The sequence below is a fragment of the Proteus sp. FZP2095 genome, from assembly GCF_023701425.1.
Classification (GTDB): Bacteria; Pseudomonadota; Gammaproteobacteria; order Enterobacterales; family Enterobacteriaceae; genus Proteus; species Proteus cibarius.
The window spans coordinates 1,871,342-1,891,627 of sequence record NZ_JAMQBJ010000001.1 but is presented as its reverse complement, the minus strand read 5'-3'; the positions used below and the strand labels follow the sequence as shown (position 1 = coordinate 1,891,627).

Annotated in this window: 17 protein-coding genes; all 17 read left to right on the top strand. The window is 40.2% G+C overall.

Translation table 11 applies throughout. The features are described 5' to 3' along the window. Positions 1–88 precede the first annotated feature (88 nt). The 17 genes from leuO to ftsA all read left to right on the top strand — a co-directional run bounded on the left by leuO (position 89) and on the right by ftsA (position 20,278). A complete protein-coding gene (gene leuO / locus NBG71_RS09145) occupies positions 89–1,033 on the top strand; it encodes a transcriptional regulator LeuO (protein WP_075670763.1) in 945 nt (314 codons plus the stop codon). Positions 1,034–1,552: 519 nt separating this feature from the next. Beyond that, positions 1,553–3,358: an AMP-dependent synthetase/ligase gene (locus NBG71_RS09140; RefSeq protein ID WP_250916789.1), complete on the top strand. Its 1,806-nt coding sequence runs from the start codon at positions 1,553–1,555 to the stop codon at positions 3,356–3,358. Positions 3,359–3,580: 222 nt separating this feature from the next. After that, positions 3,581–4,588, top strand: coding sequence for a catabolite repressor/activator (gene cra, locus NBG71_RS09135; protein WP_075670767.1), 1,008 nt, complete (start codon positions 3,581–3,583; stop codon positions 4,586–4,588). A 685-nt stretch (positions 4,589–5,273) separates the two neighbouring features. Further along, the gene (gene mraZ / locus NBG71_RS09130) at positions 5,274–5,732 is read left to right on the top strand and encodes a division/cell wall cluster transcriptional repressor MraZ (RefSeq protein WP_075670769.1); all 459 of its coding nucleotides are present in this window, start codon (positions 5,274–5,276) and stop codon (positions 5,730–5,732) included. Positions 5,733–5,735: 3 nt separating this feature from the next. Further along, positions 5,736–6,683 carry a 16S rRNA (cytosine(1402)-N(4))-methyltransferase RsmH gene (gene rsmH, locus NBG71_RS09125; protein ID WP_075670771.1) on the top strand — a complete coding sequence of 316 codons (948 nt, stop codon included), beginning with the start codon at positions 5,736–5,738 and terminating at the stop codon, positions 6,681–6,683. After that, entirely contained in the window at positions 6,684–7,001 is a 318-nt protein-coding gene (ftsL, locus tag NBG71_RS09120) for a cell division protein FtsL (protein ID WP_075670773.1), read from the top strand. Positions 7,002–7,012: 11 nt separating this feature from the next. After that, entirely contained in the window at positions 7,013–8,809 is a 1,797-nt protein-coding gene (gene ftsI / locus NBG71_RS09115; RefSeq protein WP_099659307.1) for a peptidoglycan DD-transpeptidase PBP3, read from the top strand. Then, the gene (gene murE, locus NBG71_RS09110; protein ID WP_250916788.1) at positions 8,796–10,283 is read left to right on the top strand and encodes a UDP-N-acetylmuramoyl-L-alanyl-D-glutamate--2,6-diaminopimelate ligase; all 1,488 of its coding nucleotides are present in this window, start codon (positions 8,796–8,798) and stop codon (positions 10,281–10,283) included. The genes ftsI and murE overlap by 14 nt, the downstream gene beginning before the upstream one ends. Then, positions 10,280–11,662, top strand: a complete 1,383-nt coding sequence (murF, locus tag NBG71_RS09105; RefSeq protein WP_250916787.1) for a UDP-N-acetylmuramoyl-tripeptide--D-alanyl-D-alanine ligase — start codon at positions 10,280–10,282, stop codon at positions 11,660–11,662. Before murE ends, murF begins: the two co-directional genes overlap by 4 nt. Beyond that, positions 11,656–12,738 (top strand): phospho-N-acetylmuramoyl-pentapeptide-transferase, encoded by a 1,083-nt coding sequence (mraY, locus tag NBG71_RS09100; protein WP_023581493.1) that lies wholly within the window; start codon positions 11,656–11,658, stop codon positions 12,736–12,738. The genes murF and mraY overlap by 7 nt, the downstream gene beginning before the upstream one ends. Before the next feature lies 1 nt (position 12,739). After that, positions 12,740–14,050: a UDP-N-acetylmuramoyl-L-alanine--D-glutamate ligase gene (gene murD / locus NBG71_RS09095; protein WP_075670781.1), complete on the top strand. Its 1,311-nt coding sequence runs from the start codon at positions 12,740–12,742 to the stop codon at positions 14,048–14,050. Then, positions 14,050–15,243: a cell division protein FtsW gene (gene ftsW / locus NBG71_RS09090; protein ID WP_075670783.1), complete on the top strand. Its 1,194-nt coding sequence runs from the start codon at positions 14,050–14,052 to the stop codon at positions 15,241–15,243. The genes murD and ftsW overlap by 1 nt, the downstream gene beginning before the upstream one ends. Next, on the top strand, positions 15,240–16,322 hold the full coding sequence (murG, locus tag NBG71_RS09085; protein WP_075670785.1) for an undecaprenyldiphospho-muramoylpentapeptide beta-N-acetylglucosaminyltransferase: 1,083 nt from the start codon (positions 15,240–15,242) through the stop codon (positions 16,320–16,322). The genes ftsW and murG overlap by 4 nt, the downstream gene beginning before the upstream one ends. 41 nt (positions 16,323–16,363) lie before the next feature. Next, positions 16,364–17,827 (top strand): UDP-N-acetylmuramate--L-alanine ligase, encoded by a 1,464-nt coding sequence (gene murC / locus NBG71_RS09080; protein ID WP_075670787.1) that lies wholly within the window; start codon positions 16,364–16,366, stop codon positions 17,825–17,827. Positions 17,828–17,832: 5 nt separating this feature from the next. Then, positions 17,833–18,189, top strand: coding sequence for a hypothetical protein (locus tag NBG71_RS09075; protein ID WP_075670789.1), 357 nt, complete (start codon positions 17,833–17,835; stop codon positions 18,187–18,189). A gap of 1 nt (position 18,190) precedes the next feature. Then, positions 18,191–18,976 carry a cell division protein FtsQ gene (gene ftsQ, locus NBG71_RS09070; RefSeq protein WP_075670791.1) on the top strand — a complete coding sequence of 262 codons (786 nt, stop codon included), beginning with the start codon at positions 18,191–18,193 and terminating at the stop codon, positions 18,974–18,976. Positions 18,977–19,021: 45 nt separating this feature from the next. Further along, positions 19,022–20,278 carry a cell division protein FtsA gene (ftsA, locus tag NBG71_RS09065; protein ID WP_006533748.1) on the top strand — a complete coding sequence of 419 codons (1,257 nt, stop codon included), beginning with the start codon at positions 19,022–19,024 and terminating at the stop codon, positions 20,276–20,278. Positions 20,279–20,286: the final 8 nt, after the last annotated feature.

Sequence of the window (20,286 nt, the reverse complement as noted above, 5' to 3'; positions counted from 1 at the left end):
TAAGTAATAGTTGAAGCCTATCTATTATTAATAATATCTCAGTTAATAATATTTATTTTGCTATTATGATAACATAGTGGAGTAAGAAATGACGGATTACACATCAGCAACAGTTACCAGCAGAGAATCAACAGATATGCATTTACGTAATGTTGATCTTAATTTATTAACGGTATTTGATGCTGTTATGCAAATGCAAAATGTCACCCGTGCTGCGCAAGTATTGGGCATGTCACAACCCGCAGTAAGTAATGCAGTATCTCGCCTTAAAATTATGTTTAATGACGAATTATTTGTTCGTTATGGACGAGGAATTCAGCCTACGTTAAGAGCTAAACAACTTTTTGGTCCTGTGAGACAAGCCTTACAGTTGGTTCATAATGAGCTTCCAGGGGCTGGATTTGAACCAGAACAAAGTGAGCGTATATTTAATTTATCTATTTGTAGCCCTCTAGATATAAAATTAGCACCAAAAATAGTTGAACAAATTAAAAATGAAACACCTAATATTAACGTTAATATCAAATCTTATTTAAATAGCAATATAGAACACCAATTAAAATATCAAGAAGTTGAATTTTTTATTAGCTATAAGGAATTTGAAAAGTCTGAATTTCATTCACAACCACTATTTAATGATGAAGTTGTTTTGGTCGTTTCTAATAAACATCCTCGTATTAAAGAGAGTGTAACTAAAGAGATGTTATTAAATGAGCAACATTCCATTGTTTCTTTAGATGATATTGGTTCATTTAGTACATCTTATTATAAAAATACTCAATTAGAAGATTTAATCACTTATCAAGGAACCGATTTAAATAGTGTATTAAATATTGTTTCTAGAACTTATTTGGTTGCCATTGCACCAAAATGGTTAGTTGAGAGTTATTCTGAACAATTAGATATTAAAGCCGTGTCGTTACCTTGGGATAAAACAGAGCGTCCATGTTACTTGATTTGGCATGAGTCAACAGCGCGTGATAAAGGCCACTTGTGGATGAAAAATTTATTAAGTGAAGTTTGTCAAAACTAGAGTGTTTTCGCTCATAATTAGTATTTATTACTAATTATGCAGAAATAGTGGCAGATAACGTTAGTTAATCAGCTAATGGCCAAGATGGTGTTTATGCAGTAGATAAACTAAATTGGATTGCTGTCACTATTTTTGCCCTTTCTTTGTAATAATGACTCTTATTCGTATTATTACTATGTTAAACCTATCTTTTTACAATAATATCCCTCTCTTTCTATTGTCATTGATTAAGTTATGACAATTACCCATTGTTATTTATCAGCTTTTCTTTTTAGCTTTCCATAAAAAATAAGATCATAAAATTTAATTACCTCACTGTGATGAGATAGCCTTTTCTGACAAAACTTTTCATAACTCACAATTTTACAAATTTATGTAAAATTGCATTCCTTTATTTTGGTGGATCACTTAGACTTTTATCCGACTCAGCGAACAAGTGTAAGCTGAAATTGTAAGAGAGAGATTTTCTCCGTTTCAGTTTCATAACACGGCCGCTTTTCCATAAATAGCAGGAAAATTATGATAACTAATAATAATCTTCATGATTATCATATAATTAGAAGATTGCAGATGCAGTTTTTGCACAGCGGGAATAAAATTGCTTATCGTCAGTGGGATGCTAAGCGCAATATCGAAATGTCATGGGAGTTGGTTGAAAAGAAAACACATGCGCTCTCAAATGCATTGTTAGAAATGGGTGTAAATGTCCAAGAAAACATTGGGATCTTTTCTCAAAATACCATTGATTGGTCTTTGGCTGATATTGCTTCTTTACAACTACGTGCAGTAACCGTTCCTCTTTATGCAACAAGTAGTGTTGAACAAGCCGCTTATATTTTAAATGATGCGAATATCCGCATTCTTTTTGTTGGCGACCAAAAGCAATACGATATTGTTTCTGAATTATTAGCGTTATGTCCTCAGCTTGAACATATTATTGTGTTTAACTCCGATGTTGTGTTAAACGAAAACACACCTTCATGCTATCTGGAAGATTTAATTAACCAGACACAATTTCAGCATGACGAAGTGTTAAAACAACGTATTAATGAATGCAGTCTAGATGACCTGTTTACTTTGATTTATACGTCAGGAACAACAGGTGAACCTAAAGGCGTTATGCTTGATTATACGAGTTTGGCATCACAGCTTTATCTTCATGATGAGCGTCTCTTATTATCTGATAAAGATGTTTCGCTCTGTTTTTTACCTCTTTCTCACGTTTTTGAACGCGCGTGGAGCTTCTATGTGATGCACACTGGCGCGGTTAATGTGTATTTAACAGACACTCACGCTGTGAGAGAGGCTATGAGTGCGGTTAAACCTACGGTGATGTGTGCTGTTCCTCGCTTTTATGAAAAAGTGTATAGCGCTATTCAAGAGAAAGTGTCTCAAGCATCTGTGTTTCGTCAATTTATCTTTAAATGGGCGATAAAGCAGGGCGAAAAACAGCGTGAAGCACAACTGAATCAGCGTCAGCAAGGGTTTATTTCTCGCTTATGTTATCGCTTTGCAGATAAAAAAGTATTAAATCCATTGCGTCAAATTCTAGGTGGGCGTGTTCGCTTTTTACCAGCGGCAGGGGCTCGTTTAGATGATGCAGTGATCCGCTTCTTCTTGGCTGCCGGTATTAATATTAAATACGGCTATGGTATGACAGAAACCTGTGCCACTGTTTCATGCTGGGAAGAGAATAAATATAAGTTAGGCTCTATTGGTACACCATTGCCGGGCGTTGAAGTGCGTATTGGTGCAGAAAATGAAATTCAAGTACGTGGCAGCATTGTCATGAAAGGGTATTTCAATAAGCCTGAAGATACGGCGGCAGCCTTTACAGAAGATGGTTGGTTACGTACAGGAGACGCTGGCGCACTTGATAGTGATGGCATGTTATTTATCACGGAACGTTTGAAAGATTTAATGAAAACGTCAAATGGTAAATATATTGCACCACAAATGATCGAAGGAACATTAGGGCAAGACCGTTTTATTGAGCATATTGCGGTGATTGCTGATACGCGTAAATTTGTTTCTGCACTTATTGTACCTTGTTTTGATGCATTAGAAGAACATGCGCGCGCATTAAATTTAAAATATAAAGATCGTATAGAATTATTACGCCATACCAAAATTAAAGAGTTATTTGATGAACGTTTACGTGAAATGCAAAAAAACTTTGCAAGTTTTCATCAAGTTAAGCGCTTTACTCTTCTTGCTGAAGGCTTTTCAATGGAATCGGGTGAGTTAACACCAACATTGAAACTTCGCCGTAAAATTATTTCTGAACGTTATCGAAACGAAATCGAATTAATGTATCAAGATTAATTTTTTTGATGAAAAAGCACCTAAATGGTGCTTTTTTCTTTTGAAATTACTTATTGATAGATAACGATGATTGAAATAATTGATAAAAGACATAAACGGAAACGTTGACGCATACGGTTTTATCAGTAAATTGTGTTAAAATGCAAAATCAGATCAGCATGATGACTGAAATTCATAGCAATATGTAATAAATAATACATTTAATAATTAAAAGAGGCTAATGTGAAACTGGATGAAATCGCCCGCTTGGCTGGTGTTTCACGAACAACAGCAAGTTATGTCATTAATGGTAAAGCGAAACAGTACCGTGTAAGTGACAAGACTGTTGAAAAAGTGATGGCGGTGGTCAGAGAGCATAATTACCACCCGAACGCTGTTGCCGCGGGATTACGTGCTGGTCGTACGCGTTCTATTGGTTTGGTTATTCCTGATTTGGAAAATACCAGTTATACCAGGATCGCAAATTACCTTGAACGACAAGCGCGTCAACGTGGTTATCAATTACTGATTGCCTGTTCAGAAGACCAACCAGACAACGAAATTCGTTGTGTTGAGCACTTATTGCAACGCCAAGTTGATGCCATTATTGTTTCAACAGCATTGCCACCAGAGCATCCTTTCTATCAACGTTGGGCAAATCGCTCATTACCGATTATTGCATTAGACCGAGCATTAGAAAGTGAGCATTTTATCAGTGTTGTTGGTGATGACTTAGAAGATGCCAAAATGTTGGCAACAGAACTAAAAGCATTTCCTTCGCAATCCGTACTCTATTTAGGCGCACTACCTGAACTCTCAGTGAGTTTTTTACGTGAACAAGGCTTCCGTAATGTATGGAAAGATGATCCTAGAGAAGTTACCTACCTATATGCAAATAGCTATGAACGAGAAGCTGCTGCGGCTGCTTTTTCTGAATGGTTAAATAATAATCCAATGCCTGATGCATTATTCACGACTTCTTTTGCTTTATTACAAGGGGTTATGGATGTGACATTACAACGTAGTGGCCGTTTACCTACACAATTGGTTATTGCGACTTTCGGTGATCATGAGTTATTGGATTTTCTTGAGTGTCCTGTTTTATCTGTCGCTCAACGACATCGTGATATTGCAGAGCGTGTGTTAGAACTTGTTCTTGCAAGTCTTGAAGAAGAACAAAAACCGCAAGCGGGTATTACACGTATTCGTCGTGATTTATGCCGTCGAGGCAGTTTGGGACGTGCACGTTAATTGATGTGACTCTGTTGGTAATTATCTGCATTTATACTCATCCCTGTTTTATTAAATTAAAACGGGGATGCTTTATTTTGATTTAAGAATGTCGAATAGCTTAGAGAATATTAAATTTGAGATTAATCTTAAGCCTTTTTTTACTATTTCTCTCATTTTACTAAGTTAATAGATTAAATTTTGATATACCCATAAGTGATATTGCTTAAATTTAATAAGTAATTAATTTTATTTTGGGAAACTTAAGAAAAAAATAAATAACTATCTTCATGATATTGAATTATTTTTTATCGTCTTACTATTTTTATTTATATAAAAGCAACCCCAAATTATTATGTTGGCTAAAGGTAAATGAGCTGCAATAAATTAGTTTTTTATAATAAAAATCATGATTTACTGATTATGATTTCTTTATCTATTTTTCCTCCTTGTAATCGTTATAAATAATTACCTTTCGTGATTAAAAATAGAATTGGAAAAATAATCTCTATTAATCATAGTGTTAATTGTCTCCCTCCCCTTTTTGTCGATAATTTAAACATTTCGGTGTGCCTATCAAATTACTGTAAATATAAATAAAGCTTCCTATATCTGGCTTGACAACGTTTTCATACCATCCGTAAACTCTATTTGTGGGGATTTGTGGGATAATGTGGTGTAAATTACAAAGCTGAGGGTAATGAGGATGTTTCGTGGAGCAACACTCGTTAATCTTGACAGCAAAGGGCGAATAACAGTTCCTTCCCGTTATCGAACAACGCTGAGTGAGATTTCAGAAGGTCAAATGGTTTGTACCATTGATCTCAATCAGCCATGTTTATTGCTTTACACCCTTCCTGAATGGGAAAAGATTGAGTTAAAATTAGCGGCTTTGTCCTCCATGAATCCTGCGGAACGTCGAGTTCAACGTTTGTTATTAGGCCACGCCAGCGAATGCCAAATGGATAGCGCAGGACGTCTTTTGTTAGCTAGCACGCTAAGACAGCATGCGGGGCTAACAAAAGAGGTCATGTTAGTCGGTCAATTCAATAAATTTGAATTGTGGGATGAACAGGTCTGGTACAAACAGATCGAAAAAGACATTGTAGCCGAGCAAACCTCACAGGAACCGTTATCGACACGACTATTGGATTTATCACTTTAAATAATGACAACAAATAATTTTAGTCATACCAGTGTATTACTGGATGAAGCAGTGAATGGCCTGAATATTAAACCTTCAGGTATCTATATCGACGGAACATTTGGTCGTGGAGGTCACTCTCGTCTAATTTTGTCGCAATTGGGTGAGCAAGGTCGCTTAATCGCGATAGACAGAGATCCGCAAGCTATAGCAGTTGCTAATGAGATTGATGATGCTCGGTTTTCTATTGTTCATGGGCCTTTTTCAAATATTGAACAGTATGTTAATGAGCTCGATTTAGCTGGAAAAATTGACGGCGTATTACTGGATTTAGGTGTTTCTTCTCCTCAACTTGATGATCCTGAGCGTGGTTTCTCATTTATGCGTGATGGGCCTCTTGATATGCGTATGGACCCAACATCAGGGCAATCAGCTGCACAATGGCTGATGACAGCAGAAGAAGACGATATTACATGGGTATTGAAAACATTTGGTGAAGAACGCTTTGCTAAACGTATTGCTCGCGCCATTGTTGCTCGCAACAAAACAGAAGAGCCTTTGACTCGCACCAAGCAATTGGCAGATTTAATTAGCGATGCAAGCCCAGTAAAAGAGCGACATAAGCACCCTGCAACACGCAGTTTTCAGGCAATTCGCATCTATATCAATAGCGAGTTAGATGAAATTGAAAAAGCACTAAAAGGTGCTGTTTCTGTTTTAGCGCCAGAAGGGCGTTTGTCGGTAATTAGTTTCCATTCTTTGGAAGACCGATTAGTGAAGCGTTTTATTCGAGATGAGAGTAAAGGGCCTGTTGTTCCTGCTGGTATTCCTCTCACTGAAGCGCAGATAAAAGAGTTAGGAAGTGCTCGCTTATCGAGTATTCACAAGATGAAACCGACTGGCGTGGAAGTTGAAGAAAATCCACGCGCACGAAGCTCTGTATTGCGTGTAGCACAACGTATTGGAGAATAAATGTCTACTGAACGACACTCACTACCGGGAGTTATAGGGCAGGATTTACTGCGTCATGGCAAACTACCTGTATTTTTACTGATTGCTGTGATTATTTCTGCGGTGTATGTCGTGACGACAGCACATAAGACACGTTTATTGACAGCAGAGAAGGAGCGTTTAGTGCTGGAAAAAAACGTATTGGAGATCGAATGGCGCAATCTTATTCTTGAAGAAAACGCTCTGGCAGACCATAGCCGAGTAGAACGTTTTTCAAGTGATAGTTTGGGCATGATCCATGTCGACCCAACAAAAGAGAACATCGTGGTTACTAAATAATTAAGGCAAGTATGAAATTTTCACGTTCGGCAAAAGCGAAAGCAAAGACAAAGTCAAATGCCAAACTACGCAAGCCTGAAGAAAAAACAGGATTTGTGAGTTGGCGTTTTGCGTTGCTTTGCGGTGGTATTGGTATCGCTTTAGCTGCGTTATTAATCCGTGTTGCCTATTTACAGATTATTAATCCCGACCCCCTTATTCGTGAAGGGGATATGCGTTCTCTACGTGTGCAAAAAGTACCAACGGCCAGAGGCATGATCAGCGATAGAATGGGGCGACCTCTTGCTGTCAGTGTGCCTGTTTATGCTATTTGGGCTGATCCTAAAGTTGTATTAGATGCAAATCCTGATATGACGGACTCTCGTTGGTTAGCACTTGCTGATGCACTTAAAATGCCAGTGAATCAAATTGAGCAAAAAATTGTCACAACGCCTTCTGCTCGCTTTATCTATTTGGCTCGCCAAGTGAATCCTGAAATTAGTGATTACATCAGCAAACTAAAAATCACTGGGATTAATATGCGTCAAGAATCAAAACGCTATTATCCGTCAGGTGAAGTCACAGCTCACATCATCGGCGTAACAAATATTGATGGTGATGGCATTGAAGGTGTTGAAAAAAGCTTTAATCAGTGGCTGACAGGTGCTCCCGGTGAGCGTGTTGTTCGGAAAGATGGTTTTAATCGTGTTATTGAGAACATCGCTCAAACAGATAGCCAAGCTGCTCATAACCTGATGTTAAGTATTGATGAGCGTTTACAATCTGTGGTTTATCGCGAATTAACCAATGCGGTTATTAAAAATAAAGCTGAGTCAGGAACGGCGGTTTTAGTTGATGTAAATACCGGTGAAGTGTTGGCGATGGCAAACAGCCCATCTTACAACCCAAATAATTTAACGGGTACGCCAAAAGACGCGATGCGCAACCGTGCTATCACCGATATTTTTGAACCAGGTTCTACCGTAAAACCAATGGTTGTGATGAGTGCTCTTCACAATCATATTATTAAAGAAAATAGTGTTATTAATACTGTTCCTTATCGTATTAACGGACATCAAATCAAAGATGTAGGGCGATATAGTGAACTATCGATAACAGGAATATTACAGAAATCGAGTAACGTTGGTGTTTCACGACTGGCGTTAGCGATGCCTGCATCTGAACTTGTGGATGTATATTCACGATTTGGATTCGGGAAGCCAACTAACTTGGGGCTAGTTGGCGAAAGTAGTGGCATATTTCCAATAAAAAAACAACGGTGGTCCGATCTTGAAAGGGCCACCTTCTCATTCGGATATGGGCTAATGGTAACACCGTTACAGTTAGCGCGTGTCTACGCAACGATTGGTAGTTTTGGTATTTATCGCCCTCTCTCTATTACGAAAGTTGACCCCCCTGTACCGGGAACACGAGTCTTCCCAGAACCAGTGATGAGAACTGTCGTGCACATGATGGAAAGCGTTGCATTACCTGGTGGCGGTGGTGTGAGTGCGGCAATTAAAGGTTATCGTGTTGCGATTAAAACAGGGACAGCGAAAAAAGTAGGGCCTGACGGAAAATATATCAATCAATATATCTCTTATGCGGCGGGTGTTGCACCGGCAAGTCGTCCTCGCTTTGCGTTGGTTGTGATAATCAATGAACCTAAAGCAGGTAAGTACTATGGGGGCGCAGTATCCGCACCGGTGTTTGGCACAATCATGGGCGCAGTTTTACGTACGATGAACGTAGAACCTGATGCATTGACGCCAGACGATAAAAATGAATTTGTAATTAAAAAAGAAGAGGATACAAGTGGCCGATCCTAACTTAAGTGACCTATTAGGGGCACTCGGGATACAAGCACCGTCATTGATGCTCAAAGACATGACACTCGACAGCCGAAAAGCGGCGAGCGGTGATCTTTTTATCGCCATTAAAGGTCATGAAACTGATGGTAGACGCTATATTCCTCAAGCAATTGCTCAGGGTGTTTCTGCGGTATTAGCGGAAGCCCAAGATGTTGCAACGCATGGCGAAATCCGTGAAAGTCACGGTATTCCAGTTATTTATATTGATAATCTTAATGCTGAGTTATCAAAATTAGCTGGGCACTTTTATCATCAACCCGCGGAAAAACTGAAACTAGTTGGTGTTACTGGGACTAACGGAAAAACGACAACAACACAATTGTTAGCACAGTGGGCACAAGGTTTGGGTGAAACAAGTGCTGTGATGGGAACAGTAGGTAACGGGCTTTTAGGTCATGTTGTTCCTGCGATGAACACCACCGGATCTGCGGTTGATATTCAATTAGAGTTACAGCAATTATTAAATCAAGGCGCGACATTAACGGCTATGGAAGTTTCTTCTCATGGTTTAGTTCAAGGCCGTGTCAGTGCATTGCCTTTTGTGGCGAGTGTATTTACGAATTTAAGCCGAGATCATCTTGATTATCATGGTGATATGGCAAATTACGAAGAAGCAAAATGGTTACTGTTTTCCACACATCAAAGTGGTGAGAAAATTATCAATGCGGATGATGCTGTTGGTCAAAAATGGTTGTCTCGTTTATCAGATGCCGTTGCAGTGACAATGGAAAATAAATTGCCACCAAATTGGCAAGGCCGTTTTGTTAAAACAACCCATATTCATTATCACGACGCAGGCGCAACCATTCATTTTAGTTCTAGTTGGGGTGATGGTGAAATTGAAAGCCCACTTATGGGGGCTTTTAATGTCAGTAACCTCTTGTGTGCTTTGGCGACATTATTGGCATTAGGATACCCATTAAATGCTGTGATTAATGCTTCATCTGCACTTACTCCTGTTTGTGGTCGCATGGAAGTGTTTAGCGCGGATAATCGTCCTACAGTTATTGTCGATTATGCTCATACTCCAGATGCTTTAGAAAAGGCACTTCAAGCTGCTCGTTTACACTGCACAGGTAAACTGTGGTGTGTATTTGGTTGTGGCGGAGATAGAGATAAAGGTAAGCGCCCACTAATGGGGTCGGTCGCAGAAGAGCTGGCTGATAAAGTTGTCATCACTGATGACAACCCGCGTAGCGAAGAGCCTCAAGCAATTATCCAAGATATTCTTTCAGGTTTAATGGACCCGGGTCGTGCGATTGCTATTGAAGGTCGAGCTGAAGCAGTCACTAACGTGATTATGCAAGCAGATGCCAATGATATGATTTTAGTCGCTGGTAAAGGGCATGAAGATTATCAGTTGGTTGGCTCACGTCGCCTTGATTATTCAGATAGATTAACCGTTGCTCGATTATTGGGGGTGATGGCATGATCCCTCTATCTTTAGAAAATATTGCACAAGTTACCAAAGGCACATTGAGCCATATCGCTCAAGACTCAGCGGATCAACTTATCATCAAATCGATTTCAACGGATAGCCGTAAAATTGATGAAGATTGCCTGTTTATTGCATTAGCGGGTGAGCGTTTTGATGCTCATGATTTTATTGCTGATGTGAAAGAAAAGGGCGCTGTAGCAGTCCTAGTTAATTGTGAGATTGATGTTGATTGCCCACAAATCATTGTGAAAGATACTCATCTCGCAATGGGGAAAATAGCAGCACATATTCGCTCGCTAAGTCATGCTAAGATTGTTGCGCTGACAGGCTCTTCCGGAAAAACTTCCGTTAAAGAGATGACCGCTTCTATTTTGCGTCACTGTGGCGAAACCTTATATACGCATGGCAATTTAAATAACGATATTGGCGTACCTTTAACGCTTTTTCGTTTAACGCCTGAACACCGTTTTGCAGTTATCGAATTAGGTGCAAACCATATCGGTGAAATCGCCTACACAGTAAATATGGTAAAACCGGATGCTGCATTGGTAAACAACCTCTTTTCTGCACATATTGAAGGTTTCGGCTCACTGGAAGGTATTGCTCAAGCTAAAGGCGAAATCTTTTCTCACTTAAAAGAGCAAGGTACAGCCATTATTAATCTTGATAGTAATGACTTACCTCTGTGGCAACATCATTTAAATGCGCGCCAAACACAATGGTCGTTCTCTTTATCCGCACAAAGCAACGCAGATTTTTATCCGACGGATATCGTTGTTAAGCAATTCATCACCAATTTCACCTTACACACACCAGAAGGTTGTGTTGATGTCACTCTTCCATTGCCGGGGCGCCATAATATTGCGAATGCGTTAGCTGCAAGTGCACTTGCGTTATCTGCTGGGGCAACCCTTGAAGATATTCGCCTTGGCTTATCAACATTAAAAGCGGTACCGGGAAGATTGTATCCTGTAGAGTTAACTTCAGGAAAAATGGTGTTAGATGACACTTACAATGCGAACGATGGCTCGATGATTGCGGGCTTACAAGTGCTCTCTCAATTACCGGGATATAAAATTTTTGTCGCTGGGGATATGGCTGAATTAGGTAAAGATTCAGAAAAATGCCACCGCGATGTTGGTCGTTTTGCTCACAGTGCTGGTATTGATAGTGTCTTTACTGTTGGGCATCACAGTCATTTTATTAGTGATGAAAATCAAGGTGGTCAGCATTTTGCATTTAAAGCCGACTTACTTGCTCAATTAATTCCATTATTACAGCAACATGATGTTGTTTCAGTTTTAGTAAAAGGTTCACGAAGCTCCGCGATGGAAGATATTGTGAACGCATTAAAGGAGTGCTTTGAATGTTAGTTTGGCTAGCCGAATATTTGGTTAAATACCATACATTTTTTAATGTATTTTCTTATCTGACATTCAGGGCGATTGTTGGTTTATTGACGGCATTAATTATTGCTTTGTGGATGGGGCCTCATCTCATCGCATGGTTACAAAAAATGCAAATTGGACAAGTGGTTCGTAGTGAAGGACCTGAGTCGCACTTTAGTAAACGTGGTACACCAACAATGGGCGGGATTATGATCCTGTTCTCTATCTCCATCTCTACACTGTTATGGGCAAGATTAGATAACCCTTACGTTTGGTGTGTATTGCTGGTTTTAATTGGCTACGGCGTAATTGGGTTTGTTGATGATTATCGCAAAGTTGTTCGTAAAGATACCAAAGGCTTAATCGCACGTTGGAAATATTTCTGGCAATCCGTATTAGCGCTTGTTGTGGCATTTAGTATGTATGCCATTGGCAAAGATACGCCAGCAACACAGTTAGTCGTTCCATTCTTTAAAGATGTCATGCCTCAATTAGGCATGCTTTATATTTTACTGGCTTATTTCGTCATTGTGGGAACAAGTAACGCCGTTAACTTAACGGATGGTTTAGATGGTTTAGCCATTATGCCAACTGTTTTTGTTGCCGCTGGTTTTGCATTAGTCGCATGGGCGACAGGTAACGTTAATTTTGCAAGCTACTTAAAAATTCCTTACTTGATGCATGCGGGTGAATTAGTGATTGTCTGTACCGCTATCGTTGGTGCGGGCCTAGGGTTCCTTTGGTTTAATACTTACCCAGCTCAAGTATTTATGGGTGATGTAGGTTCTCTTGCATTAGGTGGTGCATTAGGAACGATTGCGGTGTTATTACGCCAAGAATTTTTATTAGTCATTATGGGGGGTGTGTTTGTAGTTGAAACACTCTCCGTTATTTTACAAGTCGGCTCATTTAAGTTGCGTGGTCAACGTATTTTCCGTATGGCTCCAATTCATCACCATTATGAATTAAAAGGCTGGCCTGAACCTCGTGTTATTGTCCGTTTCTGGATCATCTCACTGATGTTAGTGCTTATTGGTCTGGCGACATTAAAGGTACGTTAATATGGCAAATTATCAGGGAAAAAAAGTGGTTGTTGTTGGGCTTGGAATAACAGGCCTTTCCTGCGTTGACTTTTTTATCCGCCAAGGTGTTACACCTAAGGTTATTGATACACGCCAAAAACCAGGAGGCTTAGATAAGCTTCCTGCTGACGTCGAATATCATACAGGTAGTTTTCATCAAGCATGGCTTAATGATGCTGATTTAATTATCTCTAGTCCGGGTATTGCACTTTCAACACCTGAGCTTGTTGAAGCAGCAAATCATGGTGTTGAAATTGTCGGTGATATCGAACTATTTTGCCGTGAAGCCAAAGCACCTATTGTTGCGATTACTGGCTCTAACGGTAAAAGCACTGTGACAACGCTAGTGGGTGAAATGGCAAGTGCGGATGGTATTCGCGTTGGGGTTGGTGGCAACATTGGTGTTCCAGCTCTGACTTTATTAACCGAGCCTTATGATTTATATGTATTAGAGCTATCAAGCTTCCAATTGGAAACGACTTATAGCTTACAAGCCGCGGCTGCAACGGTATTAAATATTAGCGAAGATCATATGAATCGCTATCCGTTGGGATTAGAGCAATACCGTGAAGCAAAACTGCGTATCTACGATAACGCTAAAACCTGCGTTTATAACGAAGATGATACATTAACGTTACCTTTAGCAGGTAAGGATAATCGTTGTGTTAGTTTTGGTGTTGGACAAGGTGATTATCAGCTTGATAACACAAATCGTATTTTAAAAGTGAAAGGTGAGAAAGTCCTTTCAATGGCTGAAATGTATCTGTCAGGACAACATAACTATACGAATGCATTAGCGGCATTAGCACTTGCTGACGCAGTGGGTATTTCTCGTAAAGCAGCAACTGAGGTACTGAAAACGTATCACGGTCTTGCTCATCGTTTTCAATTAGTTTATTCACATCAAAATGTACGTTGGATAAATGACTCGAAAGCGACCAATGTGGGAAGCACAGAAGCGGCATTACGAGGGCTTGAAGTTGAAGGTACATTACACCTTTTATTAGGTGGTGATGGGAAATCGGCTGACTTCTCTTCTTTATTGCCTTATATCAGCGGTGACAATATTCGTCTGTACTGTTTTGGACAAGATGGACAAGCATTGGCAAATCTACGACCCGATGTCTCTTTATTAACAGTGACAATGGAAGAAGCCATACGAGCCTTAGCACCGACTGTAAAATCAGGAGATATGGTGTTGCTCTCTCCAGCATGTGCAAGCTTAGATCAGTTTAAATGTTTTGAGCAGCGCGGTGATGAATTTGCACGTTTAGCAAGGGAGCTTGGCTGATGAGCATATTCGCAATGCGAAGATTAAAACAGTGGCTAGTGGGCAGTTATCAAACTGAGAATACGGCATTTGTGCCGTATGATCGCACTTTGCTCTGGTTTACTTTCGGATTAGCGGTTGTCGGCTTTGTTATGGTGACATCGGCTTCAATGCCGGTAGGTCAACGTCTTGCAGAAGATCCTTTCTTATTTGCGAAACGTGATGGTATCTATATCGTTGTCGCATTTTGTATTGCGTTAGTCACCATGCGCATCCCAATGGCAATTTGGCAACGTTATAGCAGCTTAATGTTGTTTGGCTCGATACTCCTTTTATTGGTGGTATTAGGTGTCGGAAGTTCGGTTAATGGTGCTTCACGCTGGATTGCTGTGGGGCCATTAAATTTCCAGCCTGCTGAATTATCAAAACTTGCACTCTTTTGTTATCTATCGAGTTATTTAGTTCGAAAAGTTGAAGAAGTAAGAAACAACTTTTGGGGTTTCTGTAAGCCGATGGGTGTGATGTTAATACTGGCTATTTTATTGTTATTACAGCCAGACTTAGGAACGGTTGTAGTTTTATTCGTAACAACATTAGCGTTGTTATTTTTAGCGGGTGCTAAAATTTGGCAATTCTTAGCTATTATCGGCTCAGGAATTGCGGCTGTTGTTATGTTGATTATCGTTGAACCTTACCGTGTTCGACGTATTACTTCTTTCTTAGAGCCTTGGGAAGATCCATTTGGTAGTGGTTATCAACTTACACAATCTCTAATGGCTTTTGGCCGTGGAGATTTACTGGGACAAGGTTTAGGAAACTCAGTACAAAAATTAGAATATTTACCTGAAGCGCATACCGACTTTATTTTCTCTATTCTTGCTGAAGAACTTGGTTATATCGGTGTGGTTTTGGTGCTTTTAATGGTATTCTTCATCGCTTTTCGTGCGATGCAAATTGGGCGACGTGCGCTGATCCTCGATCAACGTTTCTCAGGTTTTTTAGCTTGCTCTATCGGGATATGGTTTACATTCCAATCATTGGTCAATGTAGGCGCAGCAGCAGGCATGTTGCCAACAAAGGGATTAACCCTTCCTCTTATTAGTTACGGTGGTTCGAGCTTGATTATTATGTCAACTGCCATCGTGATGTTATTACGAATTGATTATGAAACACGTCTAGCACAAGCTCAGGCGTTTGTAAGGAGCCCGAAATGAGCGAGCGTAGACGCCGTTTAATGGTTATGGCTGGTGGTACTGGGGGGCATGTATTCCCAGGACTGGCTGTTGCTCATTATCTACAATCCCAAGGTTGGGAAATTCGATGGTTAGGAACGGCGGACAGAATGGAAGCCGATTTAGTACCTAAACACGGTATCGAAATTGAATTTATTCGTATCTCAGGCTTACGTGGTAAAGGGATTAAAGCGTTAATCGCAGCTCCTATTCGTATTATTAAAGCGATTTTCCAAGCTCGCGCCATTATGAAGCGTTATCAGCCAGATGCTGTACTTGGTATGGGGGGCTATGTTTCAGGTCCAGGCGGTGTTGCTGCTTGGATGTGTGGGATACCTGTTATTTTGCATGAGCAAAATGGTATCGCTGGATTAACCAATCGTTGGTTATCTAAAATTGCGAAGCGTGTATTGCAGGCTTTTCCGGGGGCATTTCCTAAAGCACCTGTTGTTGGAAATCCTGTTCGTGAAGATGTATTGGCACTTGAAGCACCTTCAGTACGATTAAAAGAGAGAACAGGGCCTGTTCGTGTACTGATTATTGGTGGTAGCCAAGGCGCTAGAATTTTAAATCACACCTTACCTGTAGTTGCAGGTTTGCTAGGTGAACATGTTACAATCTGGCATCAAGCAGGAAAAGGTGGCGAAAGTGATACAAAAACACGCTATCAGAACGAATTAGCAAAAAATTCAGTTAAATCTGAATATAAAGTTACTGAATTTATTGATGATATAGCGCAAGCTTACCAATGGGCTGATGTTGTGGTGTGTCGTTCAGGTGCATTAACGGTCAGCGAAATTGCCGCAGCGGGATTACCCGCTATTTTTGTTCCTTTCCAGCACAAAGATAGACAGCAATATTGGAATGCACTACCGCTAGAAAAAGCGGGTGCCGCGCGAATTATCGAGCAAAATGATTTAACTCCAGAAGTCATTGCACAAACCCTGAAAAATTGGGATAGAGATACTTTGTTAGCGATGGCAGAGAAAGCAAAAAGTGTTGCGATTACGGATGCCACAGAGCGCGTAGCAAATGTGATAATCGAAGTGGCAAAAAAATAAATGTAATTTGTAACCATTAACTTAGAGTGAAGAAGTAAATAGTGAATACACAACAACTGGCAAAACTAAGATCGTTTGTGCCCGAAATGAGAAAAGTTAAGCATATTCACTTTATCGGCATCGGTGGTGCGGGTATGGGTGGAATTGCTGAAGTGCTGGCTAACGAAGGTTATGAAATCAGTGGTTCTGATTTAGCACCAAATGTAGTCACACAACAGCTCGTTGCCTTAGGCGCAACAATCTATTTTAATCATCGCCCTGAAAATATTCGTGGCGCAAGTGTTGTTGTGGTATCGACAGCTATCAGTGCTGAAAACCCTGAGATTATTGCAGCAAGAGAAGCGCGTATTCCTGTTATTCGTCGTGCTGAAATGCTAGCTGAATTGATGCGTTATCGTCATGGTGTTGCGATTGCCGGAACACATGGTAAAACCACGACAACAGCGATGATTTCAAATATTTATGCGCAAGCGGGTTTGGATCCTACGTTTGTTAATGGTGGGCTTGTTAAATCAGCTGGTACACATGCTCGTTTAGGTTGCAGTCGTTATTTAATTGCTGAAGCTGATGAAAGTGATGCATCGTTTTTACATTTACAACCAATGGTTGCTGTCGTTACGAATATAGAAGCAGACCATATGGACACATATCACGGTAATTTTGACAATCTAAAAGAGACATTTATTACCTTTTTGCACAATTTACCATTCTATGGTCGCGCTGTGATGTGTCTGGATGACGATGTGATCCGTTCGATTATTCCTAAAGTGGGTCGTTACATTACAACTTATGGCTTTAGTGAAGATGCGGATGTTCGTATTACGCATTATGAACAAAAAGGTGCTCAGGGCTTTTTCACAATTTCTCGTGAAGGTATGCCAGATTTACAAGTTGTTTTAAACGCACCTGGTCGCCATAACGCATTGAATGCGACGGCAGCAGTTGCTGTAGCCACAGAAGAAGGCATTGCTGACGAACATATTTTAGCTGCATTACTTAACTTCCAAGGTACTGGACGTCGTTTCGACTTTTTAGGTAACTATGGTCTTGAGCATGTTAATGGCCAAGAAGGTGAAGTCATGCTAGTGGATGATTATGGTCATCATCCAACAGAAGTTGATGCAACGATTAAAGCAGCGAGAGCAGGATGGCCAGACAAACGTCTAGTGATGATTTTCCAACCTCATCGCTATACACGTACTCGTGATTTATATGAAGACTTTGCCACTGTTCTCAATCAAGTTGATATTTTATTATTAACAGATGTTTATTCTGCTGGGGAAGCGCCTATTGCTGGTGCCGACAGTCGCTCACTTTGTCGAACAATTCGCCAACGTGGGAAGCTAGATCCTATCTGGGTTTCTGATGTGGATAAAATTTCATCAATATTAGCGGGTGTATTAACAGATAATGATCTTGTTTTAGTTCAAGGTGCTGGAAATATTGGTAAAATAGCGCGTCGCTTAGCAGATACGAAATTACAGCCATCATTCAGCGAGGATTAAGACGGATGTTTGAGCAAGTGAACATCATTTATGGTGAAATAGTTAATAAACTAACTGTAATGATGAGGTGTTATGAAGAAAATAACACTGAATTGGCGAAAAAAATGATCGAGAATTCGCTTGCTCAAATTTGTGTTGAGAAAAAATTTCAGTTAAAAAGTAAGAAAAACGCAGAAAAATTCGCTATTTCTTCTTTTAAAGTAAATAATTCTCAACAGATTGAACAATTTAGTGATTTAATTATCAAATCTAATAGTGTTCATAAAGTATATATATGTAGGAAAAGTATTAATCGCTGGAATATCGGACAAAAGGATGGGCGATTCTCTTGTTTAAACGTTGCTCAGGAGTTAGTGGGTTAATATGTCACAAGCAGCGCTAAATATAAAAGAGCATAAAGAGAAGCAACATTCTGACAGACCGAGTAATGGTACTTATTTATCAGGATTAATCTTTTTCTTATGTGTGATTGCCACCATCGTTTGGGGTGGAATACAAGTGGTTAACTGGATGAAAGACGCAAATCGTCTGCCAATCTCAAAACTTGTATTAACAGGCGAGCGACATTACACAACGAATGATGATGTGCGTCAGGCCATTTTGTCTTTAGGAAAGCCGGGCACATTTATGACACAGGATGTGAATATTATTCAGCAACAAATTGAACGCATGCCATGGATTAGGCAAGTCACTGTTCGTAAACAGTGGCCTGATGAACTTAAAATTCATCTGGTAGAGTATGTTCCCTTTACCCGTTGGAATGATACTTACTTTCTTGATAAAGAAGGGCGTGTTTTCAGTCTGCCAACGCAGTTGGAAACCAAAGGAAGTTATCCTTTGCTATATGGCCCACAAGGAAGCGAAAAAATGGTGTTGTCAGGTTATGTCGCAATGAGAGATCAGCTTCTTGCAAGTAACCTGAATTTAAAAGCAGCGTCAATGTCTGCCCGTCAAGGATGGCAATTAGTTTTAGACAATGATGTCCGATTGGAGTTAGGTCGTAAGGATAACGAAAAACGGATCGCTCGCTTTATTGAGTTGTATCCGATACTGCAACAACAAACGGATAAACGAGTTGATTACGTGGATCTGCGTTATGACAGTGGTGGTGCAGTCGGATGGGCTCCTTTATTACTTGAGAATGAATAAACAAGACGTGGCAGATGACACGATGAAGGCGAAGGCAGAACAATAATGATCAAAGCGACGGACAGAAAATTAGTAGTTGGTCTTGAGATTGGTACGGCCAAAGTAGCTACCCTTGTCGGTGAGATCTTGCCTGATGGTGTAGTGAATATTATCGGGGTGGGAAGTTGTCCATCTCGGGGCATGGATAAAGGTGGCGTCAACGATCTCGAATCTGTCGTAAAATGCGTGCAACGGGCGGTAGATCAGGCTGAATTAATGGCTGACTGTCAAATATCTTCAGTATATTTGGCGTTATCAGGCAAGCATATCAGTTGCCAAAATGAGATTGGTATGGTGCCAATTTCAGAAGAAGAAGTAACTCAAGATGATGTTGATAGCGTGGTACATACCGCGAAATCCGTCAAAGTAAAAGATGAACACCGTGTTCTACACGTTATACCGCAAGAGTATGCCATTGATTATCAAGAAGGGATCAAAAACCCAGTTGGATTATCGGGCGTGCGTATGCAGGCTAAAGTTCATTTAATTACCTGCCATAACGATATGGCAAAGAATATTGTAAAAGCAGTTGAACGCTGTGGGTTAAAAGTGGATCAACTGATTTTTGCGGGACTCGCTTCAAGTTTCGCTGTATTAACAGAAGATGAACGTGAATTAGGTGTGTGTGTTGTTGATATTGGTGGCGGTACAATGGATATCGCTATTTATACCGGTGGAGCATTAAGACATACTCGCGTTATTCCTTATGCAGGCAATGTTGTAACCAGCGATATCGCTTACGCTTTTGGCACACCGCCAAATGATGCAGAAGCTATCAAAGTTCGCCATGGTTGTGCATTAGGTTCTTTAGTTGGTAAAGATGAAAATGTTGAGGTTCCAAGTGTCGGAGGCAGACCACCAAGAAGTCTGCAACGACAAACTCTTGCTGAGGTGATTGAGCCTCGTTATACCGAATTGCTCAATCTTGTTAATGAAGAGATTTTAAAAGTTCAAGAACAGTTACGTCAGCAAGGGATTAAGCATCATTTAGCCGCAGGTATCGTGCTAACAGGTGGTGCTGCACAGATTGATGGACTTGTTGAATGTGCTCAACGTGTTTTCCACACGCAAGTACGGATCGGTAAACCGTTAAATATTACCGGGCTAACAGATTATGCGCAGGATCCCTACTACTCAACAGCGGTTGGGCTCTTGCATTACGGTAAAGAATCTCACTTTGGTGAGGAAACTGAAACCGAGAAACGCTCTGCTGTCAGTGGTTTATTTAAGAAACTCACTGGTTGGCTAAAAAGAGAGTTTTAATAATCAGA